16 protein-coding genes and 1 tRNA gene are annotated in these 14660 nt (G+C 66.9%); 7 read left to right on the top strand and 10 right to left on the bottom strand.

All coding sequences use genetic code 11. From position 1 onward, the window contains the following. Nucleotides 1–372 precede the first annotated feature (372 nt). Both HUW62_RS23915 and HUW62_RS23910 read right to left on the bottom strand, forming a co-directional pair. Nucleotides 373–1632 (bottom strand): DUF1629 domain-containing protein, encoded by a 1260-nt coding sequence (locus HUW62_RS23915; protein WP_176435723.1) that lies wholly within the window; start codon nucleotides 1630–1632, stop codon nucleotides 373–375. A gap of 17 nt (nucleotides 1633–1649) precedes the next feature. Next, nucleotides 1650–3011 carry an AHH domain-containing protein gene (locus HUW62_RS23910; RefSeq protein ID WP_176435722.1) on the bottom strand — a complete coding sequence of 454 codons (1362 nt, stop codon included), beginning with the start codon at nucleotides 3009–3011 and terminating at the stop codon, nucleotides 1650–1652. Between the two features lie 341 nt (nucleotides 3012–3352). Here HUW62_RS23910 and HUW62_RS23905 point away from each other — a divergent pair. Next, a tRNA-Ile gene (locus tag HUW62_RS23905) sits at nucleotides 3353–3426 on the top strand. 55 nt (nucleotides 3427–3481) lie between these two features. Here the strand turns inward: HUW62_RS23905 and HUW62_RS23900 are convergent. From HUW62_RS23900 to HUW62_RS23890, 3 genes are all read right to left on the bottom strand, one after another. Continuing rightward, entirely contained in the window at nucleotides 3482–4864 is a 1383-nt protein-coding gene (locus tag HUW62_RS23900) for a hypothetical protein (protein ID WP_176435721.1), read from the bottom strand. A gap of 171 nt (nucleotides 4865–5035) precedes the next feature. Next, nucleotides 5036–6415, bottom strand: a complete 1380-nt coding sequence (locus tag HUW62_RS23895) for a hypothetical protein (RefSeq protein WP_176435720.1) — start codon at nucleotides 6413–6415, stop codon at nucleotides 5036–5038. A gap of 171 nt (nucleotides 6416–6586) precedes the next feature. Beyond that, nucleotides 6587–7174: a hypothetical protein gene (locus HUW62_RS23890; RefSeq protein ID WP_163865118.1), complete on the bottom strand. Its 588-nt coding sequence runs from the start codon at nucleotides 7172–7174 to the stop codon at nucleotides 6587–6589. A 180-nt stretch (nucleotides 7175–7354) separates the two neighbouring features. Between HUW62_RS23890 and HUW62_RS23885 the strand changes: the two genes are divergently transcribed. From HUW62_RS23885 to HUW62_RS23875, 3 genes are all read left to right on the top strand, one after another. Then, a complete protein-coding gene (locus HUW62_RS23885) occupies nucleotides 7355–7612 on the top strand; it encodes a ribbon-helix-helix domain-containing protein (RefSeq protein ID WP_163865117.1) in 258 nt (85 codons plus the stop codon). Next, nucleotides 7609–7782 carry a hypothetical protein gene (locus HUW62_RS23880; RefSeq protein ID WP_163864771.1) on the top strand — a complete coding sequence of 58 codons (174 nt, stop codon included), beginning with the start codon at nucleotides 7609–7611 and terminating at the stop codon, nucleotides 7780–7782. Before HUW62_RS23885 ends, HUW62_RS23880 begins: the two co-directional genes overlap by 4 nt. Before the next feature lie 85 nt (nucleotides 7783–7867). Further along, nucleotides 7868–8248, top strand: coding sequence for a hypothetical protein (locus HUW62_RS23875; protein WP_176435719.1), 381 nt, complete (start codon nucleotides 7868–7870; stop codon nucleotides 8246–8248). Between the two features lie 36 nt (nucleotides 8249–8284). Here the strand turns inward: HUW62_RS23875 and HUW62_RS23870 are convergent, their stop codons facing one another. The 3 genes from HUW62_RS23870 to HUW62_RS23860 are packed head-to-tail and all read right to left on the bottom strand — an operon-like array spanning nucleotide 8285 to nucleotide 9978. Next, a complete protein-coding gene (locus HUW62_RS23870) occupies nucleotides 8285–9349 on the bottom strand; it encodes a lysylphosphatidylglycerol synthase transmembrane domain-containing protein (RefSeq protein WP_163865115.1) in 1065 nt (354 codons plus the stop codon). 27 nt (nucleotides 9350–9376) lie between these two features. Continuing rightward, on the bottom strand, nucleotides 9377–9772 hold the full coding sequence (locus HUW62_RS23865) for a CpsB/CapC family capsule biosynthesis tyrosine phosphatase (RefSeq protein ID WP_368670467.1): 396 nt from the start codon (nucleotides 9770–9772) through the stop codon (nucleotides 9377–9379). Continuing rightward, nucleotides 9769–9978: a DNA gyrase inhibitor YacG gene (locus HUW62_RS23860; protein ID WP_163865113.1), complete on the bottom strand. Its 210-nt coding sequence runs from the start codon at nucleotides 9976–9978 to the stop codon at nucleotides 9769–9771. The genes HUW62_RS23865 and HUW62_RS23860 overlap by 4 nt, the downstream gene beginning before the upstream one ends. Before the next feature lie 83 nt (nucleotides 9979–10061). Here HUW62_RS23860 and HUW62_RS23855 point away from each other — a divergent pair, with 83 nt between their 5' ends. Continuing rightward, a complete protein-coding gene (locus HUW62_RS23855; protein ID WP_176435718.1) occupies nucleotides 10062–11051 on the top strand; it encodes an NAD(P)H-quinone oxidoreductase in 990 nt (329 codons plus the stop codon). Nucleotides 11052–11194: 143 nt separating this feature from the next. Next, a complete protein-coding gene (locus HUW62_RS23850; RefSeq protein WP_176435717.1) occupies nucleotides 11195–11611 on the top strand; it encodes a hypothetical protein in 417 nt (138 codons plus the stop codon). Nucleotides 11612–11631: 20 nt separating this feature from the next. On the opposite strand, the gene HUW62_RS23845 is transcribed toward HUW62_RS23850, so the two are convergent. Further along, entirely contained in the window at nucleotides 11632–12849 is a 1218-nt protein-coding gene (locus HUW62_RS23845; RefSeq protein WP_368670466.1) for a M57 family metalloprotease, read from the bottom strand. A 484-nt stretch (nucleotides 12850–13333) separates the two neighbouring features. Here HUW62_RS23845 and HUW62_RS23840 point away from each other — a divergent pair, with 484 nt between their 5' ends. Beyond that, entirely contained in the window at nucleotides 13334–13816 is a 483-nt protein-coding gene (locus HUW62_RS23840; RefSeq protein ID WP_163865109.1) for a hypothetical protein, read from the top strand. 40 nt (nucleotides 13817–13856) lie between these two features. On the opposite strand, the gene HUW62_RS23835 is transcribed toward HUW62_RS23840, so the two are convergent. After that, entirely contained in the window at nucleotides 13857–14387 is a 531-nt protein-coding gene (locus HUW62_RS23835; protein WP_176435715.1) for a hypothetical protein, read from the bottom strand. Between the last annotated feature and the right edge of the window lie 273 nt (nucleotides 14388–14660).

Below are 14660 nucleotides of genomic sequence, written 5' to 3'. Positions count from 1 at the left end.
GGAAGATTTCCATGCGCCGGGGCATAGCACACCAGCGAACACATCGCGCCCCGCCCCCGAGGATGAACAGCGGCTCCAACTTCTCGCCAATCAGGAAAGGTCGCGAGCTGTTCGCCGTGGTTCCCATCCAGTGCGGGCAAGGCAAACGTGGAGCCTGAGACAACGGCTGGGAGGGAGCCGATGAAGGACTAGCCGCCGCGAAGGGACTGGACTGAGTTGCTCGCGAGGACGTTCGAGCTCGACGTGTTCGCTCGCGCCAGGTGTGGAGTCAGACTGGCACCTGGGGCTGGTTTGCCCCACGACACCTGATGGGGTGCGCGCTCCATCTCCAGGGTGAAAACGGACCGCTGTCCTGACTGCTCCGGACTGCGATCACACCACGGACTTACGCCACGCGCGAGACACATGTTCCTGTCCGTCTTGGGCGAAGCGCCGCACCAGTTCGTCCCGACCGCGCGTTCCGTGTTCGAGCAGATATGCGAGCTCCGCGGGCATCAGCACCTTGACGGTGACCAGCCGGACCTCTCCGGCCGGCATGGTGAAGCGGCCTGGCAACGTGCTCGACTCCATGCCTAGCAACACCCCCACCCTGCCCTCCTTCGTCAGCAGAGGCTCGGGCATTCCCTGGCCTGAGACTTCCATGGATAGGAAGCCTGCCTTCACCTTCTCACGCACGCTTTCGTGTTCCGCGATTTCGTCCCCCACCCGCTCCAGCAATGACAGGAGCCAGCTCTTCTCGACGTGCGCCTGGGGCTCGTTCGTCTCCAAGGCCAGTTCCAGGCCGAAGCCCACGGACGGCTCGGGATCCACTCCGTCCACGACGAAGAAGTCCGAGAGCCCGTGCGTCACCAGCAGGGTTCGCCCATTCTCGCGGTGGATGACACGCCACATCTGACGCCGGGCCGGCCAGTTTCCTCCGACGACAATGGGAATGATGACCTCATCATCCAATTTTCCCAGGGTGCGCCAGAAGACGCCGCGGGCAGCGTCTGCCTGGTCCGCCAGAGCCATGAGCTGATGGTTGCGTTCTCGCTCTTCCGGACTGATGGCGCTCGGACCGGTGACCTCCATGAACTTCGCCCCCGAGACGCCCGCTCGCTCCAGCGCCTCCTTGATGTCCTCGGACACGATGAGCGCGATACTCCACCCCCAGGTCCGGAACACCTTCGCATCGCCCACCTTCGCCGGATCGATTCGCATGCCCGACACGCCGCGATACTTGCCGACTTTCTCCGGGCGCCCATCCTCCGGCGTCCAGTACCGCACCTCCTCCGACGTGCTGTCGTCGATGCACCGGATGGTACGGGTCACGTTGACGAGAAAATACGGCTCGGACTCCGAGGCGACCTTCACAGGGAAGAGCTGAACGTCATCGGGCGCAAGACTGGCGAGCACCGCGACTACCTTCGCGTGAACGACAGGCGTGACGCCAATGCCCGCCATGGAGAAGTCGTTCGGCTTGCCCGACCGGTCGATCGGAATCGTCAGGCGCCCTTCGACCTGGACCGGCTCACCCTTCCTGAACATCCATGGGTTGGCGACTTCTCTCCCTGTCTCGTCAGTCGGGTCGCCCAGGCTCCATCGACCAGGAGAGGAGACGTCGTCAAGCAACTCGAAGTACCGCATCGCCATGATGGCTCCATCCCATTTCAAGTCCGAGTCACCAGTCCGTTGAGTTTGGAGCCAGGAGTAGCAATCTCCGCGGCAAGTCTCTTCAGGGCGCTGGTGAGTGACTCACGACATTGTTGCATACTGCTACAGTCTTCCATCGCCTCGCTCAGCCGCCTGAACACATCACGATGGTATGCCTCTGGGTGAGGCCCCTTGTGTCCAGGTACGCGGACCTTGTTGACCGAGTCATTGAGGGACATGCCCGCCCGGTCGAAGAGCTTCTTGAACTCCGGTGACCACGGACCACCGTTGTTGAAGGAGTCCCACCACTTGTTGGTGGCGATGTGGTGCTCGTGGGCACTGGTCGCCACCGGCTCGGACACTACGGCCCGCGTACCGCTTGCCGTCTCCGCGACAGCGTCCGGGTCCAGGGCGATGGTGATGACGCCTCCCGCTGCCACCGCCACGGAGGTGACCTGCCCCGCTGCCGACAACCTGAAGCCACCCTGCCCTGCTCCCACCAGCGCAGCCTGTGCGGAGCCAGGGAGCGTGGGAATCCGCGCCCCCAGCGTCTGCGCCGTGCTCCCCAGCGCCGCCATCGCCAGCATGACGAACGCCCGCGCGGCATTCCTCCCCATCACCTCTCCATACTTCTCGCCCGCGTCCTGAATCCCGTCGAAGGCGGTTGCCTCCTCTACCTCCTTCGCCAACACCCTCCAGCCCTGCACCAGGCTCCACACCGTGTCCCATCCCAAGTACGCGATGAGCGCTACCGTCAGCGTCGCGGCGATGCCCTTTGAAAGCAGGGGTTCAGGCACCAGCCACAAGGCGAAGTAGACCGCGCCCGTCGTGGCGAGCATCGTCATCATCGACTCCTTGTCCGTCAGCCCCTCCAAGGCCTCGGCCGTTTCATCCCAGACCGAATCCAGAGCCAGGCGGAAGGCCAGGATGCGCTTGCCCTCCTCATCCAGGGTGACGCCCTCGTCCAGCAAGTGGAGGCAGTCTCGGGATTGCTCCTGGCGTTGGCACCAGCGTCCGTAAGCACTCGCCAGCTCCGTCTCCGCGTCCGGCGCTTCGGCCACGAGAATGCGGCCTCGCCGCGGCTCCTCGACAGAGACCAGTCCCAGGCGTCCCCGCGCACGAGTGGCGGCACGAGGGGACTCGAGGTTGAACAGCCGCATCGCGGTATCCCTCGGCCGAGAGGGAAGAGGCGCGGTGCGCGCCAACTGCTGGACAGTCTCGGTGAACTCGTCGGCGTCGAGCCTCGCCGGCTCGTCATCGGTGCGTGGCTCGTAGACAATGGGCCGTCCTTCGCCCGTATCCAGTCGCACCGCGCTGGAGGCCGCACAGCCCGAGCCCATCAACACCAGCAGCACCACGGTGCCCCACCGCAGCGTCATGCGCCTCTCCCGTCATCGCGACCCTCTCGAGAGTCGAAGTCCATGAAGTACCAAATCAGACCCATCTGGACCGAGGGGCGTAAGGACTCGGCGCTGCATGCCGCCTTGGCGCAGGGTACCTGCACCATGAGTACGGCCCTGCTCGCGCCGAATGAGCCTGCTCCTGCCCTCATCTTTCCAGGCCGGGCAGAGCGCCAGGACAACAGAGAGGTCCACTCCTGGATGGCCCCAAATCCGCCCTCCTCCCTCTGAAATCCAAGGGAGGCGACTCCCTGGACCCCTGGTCGCTTCGAAGTTCTTGCGGTGACGCGACGCTCCCGATATACGGGCCCTCACTTCACGGCCAGGTAGCTCACCTGGTTAGAGCGGCGGTCTCATAATCCGCAGGTAGTCGGTTCAAGTCCGACCCTGGCCACTGCCCCGGAGTCACTTCCTGAGTGACTCCGGGGCTTTTCTTTGGGCCGGTCCGCTCACGAGTCGTAGCCCGTGTGCCCCCGCAGTACGACGACCAGGTTCCGGAACGGGTAGTACAGCACCGTCCAGTGCGCGAACTGGTGGCAGTTCTGGCAGGGCTCCTCGGACGTGGCCACCCACGCCTGGACCTCTCCCGCCGTCGCAGCCGAATCGAGCGCCGCGAGCAGCACCCGTCCATCGCCATAGCTCGTCTGCGACAGGAACACGCTCTGCCCCGGGCCCGCCCGGTCCGTGAGGACCCCAGCCTCCACGGCGGGCATCCCCGGATGCGTCCCGGCGAGCTTCGCGAGCACTCCCTGGATCGTCACGCGCTCCGTCGGACACCTCGGCGTGATGTAGCTCTCGATGGGCTCCAGGTAGTGCCACGTCCCGCTGTTGGAGCCGGCATTCCACACGGCACGCGCGGGCTCCAGCGGCAACGAATCCACCGGGCGAAGCACCAGCGGCTCCCTGGGCACGCCCTGACACGCCCTCCGTGCATCCAGACAGTGGAGGACCTCCCGATACGAGCCACAGGCGGACAGGTCCGTGGCCTCCTCGGGCAGCGCGTTCAGACAGTCTTCCGGCCCCGGGTAGCATCCCGGCGTGGGCCAGACCTCGTAGGCATCCCCCGTCGTCAACTCCAGGCTCGTCACCCGCGCCACCAGCCGGGCCGTCTTCCTCGCCGTCGTCCCGCCCGTAAGGCTCGCATCGAAAACGAGCGGAACCGTGTGCGGGTCCATCGCGGGCCGCACCGCCGAATACGTCCAATCCAACCGGAAGGTGTCCGCATCCATCCGCGACACGCTCGGAATCCCATCCGCCGCCGTCACCGCCAGCGCATCCGCGGCGACATCCACTCTCCCCCGGAACACGACATTCCCCTCCGCGTTCTTCACGTAGACAGGGTCCACCTCCTCATCGATGACCAGCGCGCTCGCGCCACGGAAGTCGAAGAAGCGTGGATACACCTCAATCTTCGCCGTGTAGCTCGTCGGCGTGCCCGTGAAGGTATCGATGGCGATGAACAAGGGCCTGCCCGACAGAATCTCGTGAAGCTCCGGCCCGTCCGGCAGCACCACCTCGAAACGCCGCTCGCTGATGATGTTCGCCGTCCCAAAGCCATCATCCGGAATGAAGCTGAAGACATGCTCCAGATAGCGATTCGCCGTCGCATGCAGAATCAGCGACCGCACTCCATTGCGCGTCTCGAAAGTCCCCATCGTCTCGAAGCTCAACTCCAGCGAGGCCTCCGTCGCATAGATGCGCGTGGCCGTCGCCTTCGCCTCGGAGACTCCCAGGTCATCCCCGGGCGCGGCACCCGGATCCAACCCCGAGTCCTGACACGCGAGGACACCCAAGACGGCGAGCCCCACCCACCACAGTTCACGCAGGCGCATCCAGCTCCTCCAGACAGGCGATATCGAGGAAAACACATCCACGTGACCACCCGCTCACCACGGGTGTCAATCCCTGCCCATCCCACGCCCCCCGAGGAGGATTTGACGCAGCCTCCCAAGCCAGACAACAGCGCCGGCCCCCCCAAGGGGCCGACGCCGCACGACATCAACTCACGAGTCGTAGCCCGTGTATCCCCGCAGCACGACGACCTTCCGCGTGGCCGGGTAGTACAGCACCGCGAACTGGTTGAACTCGTGGCAGTTGTGGCACGGCACTTCCTGCGTCGCGAGCCACGCCTGGACCTCGCCCCCACCGGCGTACGCATCAATCGCCGCCAGCAGCGCCGCGCCGTCCCCATAGTAGTTCGACGTCAGCAGGAGGCTCTGCGAGAGGCCCGCCCGGTTCGTCGCGATACCCTCCGAGAACGTCGGGAAGTCCTGGTACCACGGCCAGTTGAGCTGGTTGAACACGCCCTGGAGCGTCACCGGCGACTGCGTGCACTGCGGCGTCACATACGCCGCAATCGTCTCCAGGTGATGCCAGGCCCCGTTGTTGGAACCGATGTTCCACGTCACCCGCGCCGTCTCCAGCGACGACGCATCCACCGACGTCAGCGTGAGCGGAACGCGCGGCACCACCTGGCAGATGTCCGACGTGTAGCTGCACCGCGACACCTGACGGTACGTCCCACACGCCGCGAAGTCCGTCGTCCCCGGAGGCTGCGAGTGGTAGCAGTTGAAGACCGCCAGCTCGCACGAGGGCGTCGGCCAGGTCTCATACGCATCACCCGTGGTCAGCTCCAGCACCGTCACGCGCGGCACCAGCCGCGCCGTCTTCTGCTCCGTGGCCTGCCCGCCCTGATACACGGTGAAGGTCAACGGAAGCGTGGTCGGGTCCATCGCCTTCTCCACCGTCGAGTAGGACCAGTCCAGCCGGTACGAGTCCGCGTCCACCGCCGCGACTGCCGGCGCGCCATCCGGCGCCGTCACCGTGAGCGCCTCCGCGGAGACATCCGCGCGGCCCCGGTACACCAGCACGTCCGCCCCATTGCGCACGTAGACCGGGTCCACCTTCTCGTCGATCCACACCGCATTGGTGCCACGGAAATCGAAGAAGCGCGGGTACACCTCAATCTTCGCCGTGTAGTTCGTCGGCGTGCCCGTGAAGGTCTCCACGGTGATGAACAGCGGCAGCCCGGACAGCACCGTGTTCAGCTCGTGCCCCACCGGCAGCACCACCTCGAACCGGCGCTCACTGATGATGTTCGCCGTCCCGAAGGCGTCATCCGGCACGAAGCTGAATACGCGCTTCAGGTACCGGTTCGCCGTCGCCTTGAGGATGAGCGAGCGCACGCCGTTGCGCGTCTCGAAAGTCCCCATCGTCTCGAAGCTCAACTCCAGCGAGGCCTCCGTCGCGTAGATGCGCGTGGCCGTCGCCTCCGCCTCGGAGACTCCCAGCTCCAGTTCGGACGCGGGCTCTCCATGGGAATCCATACAGCCCGACATGCCCAATACAACCAGACACGCAAACAACAGCTTGCGAAGACTCATCAGTTCGCTCCAGGTGGGTGACTCGGGGAAAAACACGATAACGTGACCACCCAGCCACGAGACGTGTCAATCCCGTCACACCGGCGCGAGCACCGAGTCGCTCTCACGTTGATACATTCTCAGAAACCGGCGCCGGCCCGAGCCAGGGGGCCGACGCCTCACGACCTCGACTCAGGAGTCGTAGCCCGTGTACCCCTGCAGCACGACGACCTTGCGCGTGGCCGGGTAGTACAGCACCGCGTACTGAAGGAACTCATGGCAGTTGTGGCAGGGCACTTCCTGGGTGGCGATCCACGCCTGGACCGTCCCACCGCCCGCGAAGGAATCAATGGCCGCCAGCACCGCGAGGCCATTGCCGTAGTAGTTCGAGCTCAGGAAGATGCTCTGCGACAATCCGGCGCGGTTGGTGAAGATGCCATCCCCGGGGAACGGAAACCCCTGGTTCTGCTCCGACAGCTTGTCCACCACCGCCTGGATGGTGACAGGCGTCGCGGGGCACTGCGGGGTGCTGTAGGCCTGGATGGTGTCCATGTAATGCCAGGCGCCACTGTTCGAGCCGGCATTCCACGCCACCCGCGTGGGCTCCAGCGAGGACGCGTTGATGGCCGTCAGCGACAGCGGCACCGCTGTACATACCTTCGCCTGGGAATCGGCGAAGCCATCCACCTGCACCAGCGACACGGACTCCCGAACTCCCTCGGCGCTCGCGGAGAACGAAAAGACAGCGGCAGCGGCAACACACACAAGACGCATGTTCATCAGGACGCTCCAGGTGAGAAGTCCGCGAAATACCACATCAATTCGAGAGACCGGATAACAAAGGTGTCAATTCCAACCCGTGTGGCGCGGGCCGTTTTGTTGACGAGTCCCCGGAGCGCCCTCCTAATGCCCGGACAGGTCGGTAGCGGCCTGTAGCAGCCACGCCAGGAGGAACCCCCGATGCAAGATGGAAACGCCAGCCCCCTGAGCCCCGAGCTTCCCGCGCCCCCGGCCACCGCCGAGGTCTCCGTGGACGCACGTGGGCCCGAGGCCGACATCGTCTCCACCCACGTCCTGGTGCCGGAGGAGCAGGTCCAGAAGCTGCGCGAACTGGCGCGGCGGACCCGCATCCACCAGAGCGAGTACCTGCGCGAGGCGGTGGAGGACCTGCTCGGCAAGTACGGCCGAGGCCCCGCGAAGGAAGAAGGCCAGTCGTGACGCGTCGGGCCTTCATGCAGCACGGAGCGCCGCCCCGTATGCGCGAGCACCTGTCGCCCGCGCGGCTGTACGACGTGGAGACGACGCGAGGCCCGCGCGCTCGTCCGGCCTCCGAGCGTCCGACGTCCATCCGCGACGCCATCATCCGCTGGTTGGACCAGGAGTTGTAGGACCGACACACCCGGCCCCTGTCTGGAGGCTGGCGACACGCGCGGGCTAGGCTGGCGGCTTTCCTTCCCTGGAGCCCCGCACCCCATGCGCTCTTTCTTCCTGACCGCCACCCTCGCCGTCGCCGCCTCCGGCTGTTCCACCACCGGTGGCTTCCAGAAGCTCTACCCCGGCATGACGGCGCGGGAAGTCGTGGACGCCATGGGCGAAGGCCCCACCCGGGCCCAGGAGTTCCCCGACAAGTCCACCGCCTGGTACTACGGCGAGGACCGCTGCGTGCTGATGCGCGACGACAAGCTCGTCTCCAAGGCGACGTCGAAGGAACGCATCGCGGTGGACACCCCCGTCGTCTCCATCCGGGACACCGCCAAGGCCTGGTGCGCGCCGGAGGGCTACGCCGTCGAGGGCCACAGCGAGCACCAGGTCGACACGCCCTTCGGCACCATCAAGCGCAACGTCGACCCCTGACGCCGGGAAGCCGCGCCCGCGAGCCCCTCGCGGGGTTCACGTCGTGGGCGCGGCGGCCTCGCCTTCCTTCTCAAGCTTCCCCGCGATGTCCTTGAAGGACATGTGGCCCAGGGACATGAGGAGGATGCCGAAGCCCACCGTCTGCACCGTCTGCGCGAACCACAGCACGTTGGCGTAGGCCAGTCCGCTGGCGTTCACGACGGTGGCGGGCAGGAAGAGGCTCAGGCCCACCTTGCAGGCCGCCTGGAACGTGCCGACCATGCCGGGCGCCGCGGGAATCATCAGCCCCACCACCAGCACGCACAGCACCACGTATGCCTGGAAGAGCGACAGCTCCATGGGCTGACACGCGGTGCCGGCCGCGACGCCCGAGCAGTCGAAGGCGTTGGCCAGCAGCACCATCCCGAAGCCGTTCAGGCCCCAGTAGCCGAAGGTGAAGAGGAAGAAGAGGACCACCTGCTTCGCGTCGGGCAGCTGCCGCATGGCGCCCACGAAGGTGTCGACGACATCCGCCACCTTGTCGGCCAGGCCCGGAGCGAGGCGGCCCACCGTCGCGCGCACCAGACCCACGGTGCGCTCCTGCTGCCACAGCCCGACGAGGAGGAAGAGCAGCCCGCCGCCGAACACGGCGAACATCAGCCACGAGCCCAGCTTGACGTAGCGGACCTCGGGCGTCTCGTTGGGGACGAAGAAGAGCAGCACGCGCATGGACGAGGCGACGAAGAGGCCGTCGACGATGCGCTCCAGCACCACGGACGTCATCGCGGCGCTGCGGCGGATGGAGCTGCGCTGGGCGATGAGGAAGGGCCGGGCGAACTCCCCCAGGCGGAACGGCAGCACCAGCAGCATCATGAAGCCGATGCCGGAGGCCTCGTTCAGCTTGCGGAAGGGGATGCGCTCCATGCCCGACAGCAGGCTCCCCCAGCGCAGCGTGCGGAACACGTGGATGGCGAAGAGGCAGCCGAAGTACGGCACCAACCAGACGTAGTTGGCCGACTTGAGGCTGGCGAGTTGGGTCCCCCAATCGGTGTCCCGGAAGGCCCACCACAGGAAGAGGACGGTGACCAGCAGGCTGGCTGTGAGCTTGACGGCGCGTTTCACGGCGGCCGGGTATACCGTCAGTCCTGGTCAGACTCCAGCGACTCGCCGGCCAGAAGGCGGGACGGGTTGCCCCGGAGGAGGCGGCCGGATGCCTCCTCCCCCACCCTGCTCCTCAGCTCCCCGAGCGGTGCGTGGAGTTCGAGCGCAAGGGCCGCGCAGGAAGGCGTCATCCAGGATGTTCTCCGCGTTGCGGCCGAGCGACAGCGGGATTCGCGCCTGCTCCAGCGCGGCCTTCAGCTCCACGAGCCGGGCCTCCACGACGTCGACCGGCGCGTACTCGGGGCGAGCGTGAGGGCTGGGCGCCACGGTGGAGAAGCCCAGGTCGACCAGCGCTCGCGCCATCTCCAGCGCATCCTCCAGCGTGCGCGCGCCATCGTCCACGGCGGGCAGCAGGTGGCAGTGCAGGTCGACGAAGCCGCTCACGCATCCTCGCGCTGGCGGTCAGGGTGGCTGCCAGGGGGCAGCTCATCCTCCGTCTGCTCGGCCTGGCGGTCGGGCATCCGGTACTCCTCCCCCAACCATCGTCCCAGGTCCACGGCGCGGCAACGCCGGGAACAGAACGGGAAGGCCGGGTTCTCGGCCCTCGGAGGGGCGGGCTTCTTACAGATGGGACACGTAATGGTGCTCATGATGGACCTGTCCTTAGATATGCCTTGATGCTCTCGCGGGCCAGGACGTTTCGTACCCGCTCGCCCCAGGAGAGGTCCGCGTCATGAAGGTCATGCGAATCACCGAGCCGGGAGGCCCCGAGGTCCTCGCGGAGGAGGAGCGCCCCGAGCCCACGCCTGGCCCCGGCGAGCTGCGGGTGCGCGTCCGGGCCACCGCCCTCAACCGAGCGGACCTGCTCCAGATTCGCGGGCACTACCCCGCCCCGCCGGACGCGCCCCCGGATGTGCCAGGCCTCGAGTATGCGGGCGAAGTCGTCGCCGTGGGCCCTCGCACGCGCCGCTTCAAGGTGGGTGACAGGGTGATGGGCCTGGTGGGCGGCGGCGCCTGGGCGGAGATGCTGCTCACGCACGAGCGCGAGGCCCTGCCGATGCCGGAGGGCATGGACTTCACGGACGCCGCCGCGCTGCCCGAGGCGTACCTCACCGCGTACGACGCGCTGGTGCTCCAGGGGGGATTGAAGCCCGGTGAGACGGTGCTCGTGCACGCGGTGGCCAGCGGCGTGGGCTCCGCGGCGGCGCTGCTGTGCCAGGCCTCGGGCGCGCGGGTGGTGGGCACCGGACGCAACGCGGCCAAGCTGGCTCGCGCCTCCGAGTGGGGCGTGGCGCGCACGGTGCTGTGCGAGTCGTCCCCTCCGCGCTTCGCGGACGAAGTGCGCGCGGAGACGGGCGGCCGGGGCGCGGACCTGTGTCTGGACCTGGTGGGCGGAGACTACGTGCCGGAGTCGCTGCAGGCCCTGGCCCCTCGGGGACGGATGATGCTGGTGGGGCTGGTGGCCGGAGTTCAGGCCGACCTGAACCTGGGGCTGCTGCTGATGAAGCGCCTGAGCCTGACGGGCACGGTGCTGCGCAGCCGTCCCGTGGAGGAGAAGATGGCCCTGACGCAGAGCGCGGAGCGCCACCTGCTCCCCTTGTTCCGCACGGGCGCGCTGCGCCCCGTGGTGGACGCGGTGCTGCCAAAAGCGGAGCTGCGTCAGGGGTTGGAGCGCATGGCGCGCAACGACTCGGTAGGCAAGCTGGTGGTGCGCTGGGAGTGAGGGCGCCCCTTGCATGACATTGCGCGGAGCCGCCCGGTCCGCGCCCTGAGTTGGCGAAGTGTCAAAACCCTGGCGACGCCTCCGACCGGGAAGGCGCCGTGTTAGACAGGCGCCCCCGCAGGCCCAGCTCCCGGGGTGACTCCGTGACGGATGTAGCAACGCAGCGAGGACGTGACCCGGCCGCGACGGGCCGACGGTGGTGGATCGCGGCGGGCGTCACCTCGGGCAATGTGTTGACCGCCTCCGGCTTCGCGATTCTGGGGCTCGTCGCTCCCGCGGTCATCGCCGCCGACGGAAGTGATACCGCCTCCGCCCGGGTGTTCGCGATGTACGCGGCGGCCCGAACGCTCCCGCTCGCGGCCGCCGTGCTCTGGAATGTCCTGGCCCGCTCGACGCGGGGACTGGGTGTCCTCGCCGTCGTCGCGGGGTTGATGCAGGCGTGCGACGCGCTTGTCGGCATCTCGATGAACGATGCCGGCAAGACGTTCGGCCCGGCGATTCTCGCCGTGGCCACGCTCGTCTGCGCGCGGTCGCTCCTCAGGCCCGAACCTGGGACCTGAGGAGCCTGGCTCGGCTCAGCTCAGGGAGGGCCGAGGCGCCCCACGCGCATGCGCCCGTCCGCCGTCGTATAGATGCGCCCACCGCTGAGGGAGTCCCACAAGGCCCCGCCGCTGTAGGGATTGTTGTTGTCGACGGCGATGGTGAGCGGCTGGGTTCCCGTTCCAAAAACAAACGTATAGGTGCTCAAGGCCGGAGTGGACACCCCCGCGAAGTTGGCGCGGTACCAGGTGTAGGTCGCGCCGAAGGGGCTGCATTGGACTCCCGTGTTGACGACCGACGTGGCGACTGCCGCCACGGCGCCGGCGAAGCCATTGCCGACGCGGATGTGCGCGGCCGTCGGCGCCGCCCCCGCGGCGAAGCAGCCCTCCGCGAAGTTCGTCTGCACGTCGATGGGGAAGTAGAACGCCTGGGCCACCTGGGCCGTCACCGACACGTTGTGGGTGTGCGTCGCGGGCACGTTGCGGTCCACGTTGGCGTTCGTATGCCAGCCATAGAGGAGCGCCGCGCCCGCCGCGTCCGGGTAGGTGATGTTGAGCGTGGAGTTCGTCACCCCGTTGCACCAGGGATAGTGCATCGTCGAGTTGACGTCGTAGGGCGTGAGCGCGCGCCAGTTGTTGTCCTCGAAGCAGGGCACGGCGTTGCGCGTGTGCTCATGACGGAAGCCGAGGACGTGCCCCAGCTCGTGGATGAGCACCGTGGCCGTCGTCACGTTGGGCGAGGTGGGCGGCGCCGGGTCCAAATTGGAGATGTTGATGACCACCGTGCGCGCCACGCACCCACCGCCCGAGGGGAAGAAGGCGCACGCGCCGCTGCCCGTCCACGGCTGTACGGAGAAGGTCACAGCGGTGTTGGCGTTGGTGCAGTTCGCATCGTGAGTCGGGTCATAGATGAACTGGACATCCGCGAAGGCCCGCCAGTTCGCCGTCGCGTTCGCCATCTCGTTGACCATGCGCGCCTTGTTCGCGCCGAACGTGTTGCTCACGCAGTAGCGCAGGTTGAAGCGTGACGCCCAGGGCCAGATGTCATCCACCCCACCCACCCGGTTGACGATGAGAGGTGACGTCTGCGTCCCCAGCGGCTCCGGCCCCGCGCGCACTCCCGCGGACTCCGCCGCCACGTAGCTGTCATAGCGCTCGCGAAGCGCCTCCAGCGACAGGCCCATGTCCCACTCGACGATGTAGTACTCCTTGCCGTCCACCACCTGCCGGGCGCTGCGCTGGTACTCCTCCCATGACACGACGCCTCGAGAGGCTTCCCCCGGAGGAGGCGCGCTCGGTGGCCCACCCACGTCCCCCGTCCCACACGCCCACAGCAACGGAACCAACAGAAGTCCCCACCGCGTGAACCTCGGCCCTGCGCCTCGGACTGGCGTCATGACTGCTCCTCTTTGGAATGGCTTGTCTGGGTACGGCCGGCCGCAGACTCGCACCCAACAACCACCGCCAGTCAATGGTGGATGACCTCTATACATTCACATCTGAGATTGTCATTTCCGTTGGCGTGGCCTTTTTCGCGCGGCAGATGGAATGCCGTAACGCGGCAACGCGGCGCATCAGTCACTGGGAGGTCACACCATCTCGCCGTGAGCCGCCACGCACGGTGCTTGACGGCGTCAGGCGCGGCGACTTATCTGAAGACTGAATCACCCATCAACTCACGGATTCGCCGCATACGTGCGGCCCGGGAAGGCAATGCGCTACATGGGACACCTTCGGCATGGCATGGTCATCGGCTTGGCGCTGCTCGCGGGATGTGGAGGACTGGAGGGCACGGAGGCCGGCGCGGAGCACCCCGAGGCCACCGGCACCGTCGAGGCCGCCCTCTACGAGTCTCCGGACAGCCTGGCGGGACTCGTAGGCACCTACTCCCGCAGCTGGCCGCTGGCGGCGTCGGAGGAGTTGCTCACGATGACGCTGACGGGCACTGAGTACGTCGACCGCGTGGAGGGCAGCTACGTGCGCACGGTGAGCCGCACCTGCCCCGTGGTGGGCTGCAACACGGAGACGGGCAGCTTCTACGCGCTCCCCAACAACCCCGCCATCGGCTCGTTCATCGCATTCAGGAACCTGGCTGGAGAGACGGTCGACGTCTACTCCATCAGCCAGATCCAACGCAGCCTCTTCACGGGGAAGATCACCGGCATCATCCTCCAGAAGGGCGTCAATGGCTCGCAGCCCTTCACGATGATTCGCGTGGGCTTCTGATTCACCGGGGCGCCTGGGTTCCTCCTTCCTGGGCGCTCCGTCAATCCCAGCCGTACCAATACTTCTTCTCGGGATTGTACGAGTACTTCCAGAAGACGATGGTCATGCAGGTGATGCCGTAGGTATCCGCCGTCGTGCGGTAATAACCGCCGTCGGCGATGCCCGGCCTCTGCTCGGACGAATCCTCCAGCGCGCACGAGGGCGCCTTCGACAGGTGCGCGGGAATCAGCTCCGCCACCGACTCGGGGTACCGCCCCGTCTCGGCGTGGTAGGCGTCCAGCGCGGTGATGAGCGGGGCGAACTCCTCCTCGATGCGATCAAACCGCCAGGACGTCCCCCGCGTCATGCCCGCATAGGCCAGCGCGATTCCGCCCAGCAGGTACGCCAGGGTGACGAAGTTCACCGACTTCCGAGCGGGCGATAGCGCGAGGACGAGGGTCACCAGCAGCAGCCCCGCTCCCCCCAGCACCAGGAACGGCACCAGCAGGGCCGCGGTGAACGAGAGATGTCCCAGCAGCGTCATCATCGCCGCCCCCAGCAGCATCAGGGCGGGCAGAAGCCAGCGTGTCATCTCGTCACCGTAGCAGTCGGGAATGACCTGATGTCGCGCAGCCGACGCCCCGTTCGAGGCCCGTTTCCGTCCAGGGTGCACGACTGCATCCAAGCGCCAGTCACACGACACAACCCTGCCCTCCCGTTCACATAGGCAAGCAGGCAAGTGTGCTCAAGATTGGCAACGAGAGCTTTCTCCGGAAAATCAGACCTCCCCCCCTAGAGCTCTCGCCATCGGCGGACGTCCATTCTCCGCGAACAGGGATTCGTCAACGGCCCCTCCCTGTCGGCC

The organism is Myxococcus sp. AM011, assembly GCF_013372595.1.
Lineage (GTDB): Bacteria > Myxococcota > Myxococcia > Myxococcales > Myxococcaceae > Myxococcus > Myxococcus eversor.
This window is presented reverse-complemented; position numbering and strand designations above follow the sequence as displayed.

Coding starts and splice junctions, on each gene's coding strand:
- HUW62_RS23855 (WP_176435718.1), top strand. CDS start 10,062: ATGAAGGTCATGCGAATCACCGAGCCGGGAGGCCCCGAGGTCCTCGCG.
- HUW62_RS23840 (WP_163865109.1), top strand. CDS start 13,334: ATGGTCATCGGCTTGGCGCTGCTCGCGGGATGTGGAGGACTGGAGGGC.
- HUW62_RS23900 (WP_176435721.1), bottom strand. CDS start 4,864: ATGCGCCTGCGTGAACTGTGGTGGGTGGGGCTCGCCGTCTTGGGTGTC.
- HUW62_RS23875 (WP_176435719.1), top strand. CDS start 7,868: ATGCGCTCTTTCTTCCTGACCGCCACCCTCGCCGTCGCCGCCTCCGGC.
- HUW62_RS23835 (WP_176435715.1), bottom strand. CDS start 14,387: ATGACACGCTGGCTTCTGCCCGCCCTGATGCTGCTGGGGGCGGCGATG.
- HUW62_RS23890 (WP_163865118.1), bottom strand. CDS start 7,174: ATGAACATGCGTCTTGTGTGTGTTGCCGCTGCCGCTGTCTTTTCGTTC.
- HUW62_RS23885 (WP_163865117.1), top strand. CDS start 7,355: ATGCAAGATGGAAACGCCAGCCCCCTGAGCCCCGAGCTTCCCGCGCCC.
- HUW62_RS23895 (WP_176435720.1), bottom strand. CDS start 6,415: ATGAGTCTTCGCAAGCTGTTGTTTGCGTGTCTGGTTGTATTGGGCATG.
- HUW62_RS23915 (WP_176435723.1), bottom strand. CDS start 1,632: ATGGCGATGCGGTACTTCGAGTTGCTTGACGACGTCTCCTCTCCTGGT.
- HUW62_RS23910 (WP_176435722.1), bottom strand. CDS start 3,011: ATGACGCTGCGGTGGGGCACCGTGGTGCTGCTGGTGTTGATGGGCTCG.
- HUW62_RS23860 (WP_163865113.1), bottom strand. CDS start 9,978: ATGAGCACCATTACGTGTCCCATCTGTAAGAAGCCCGCCCCTCCGAGG.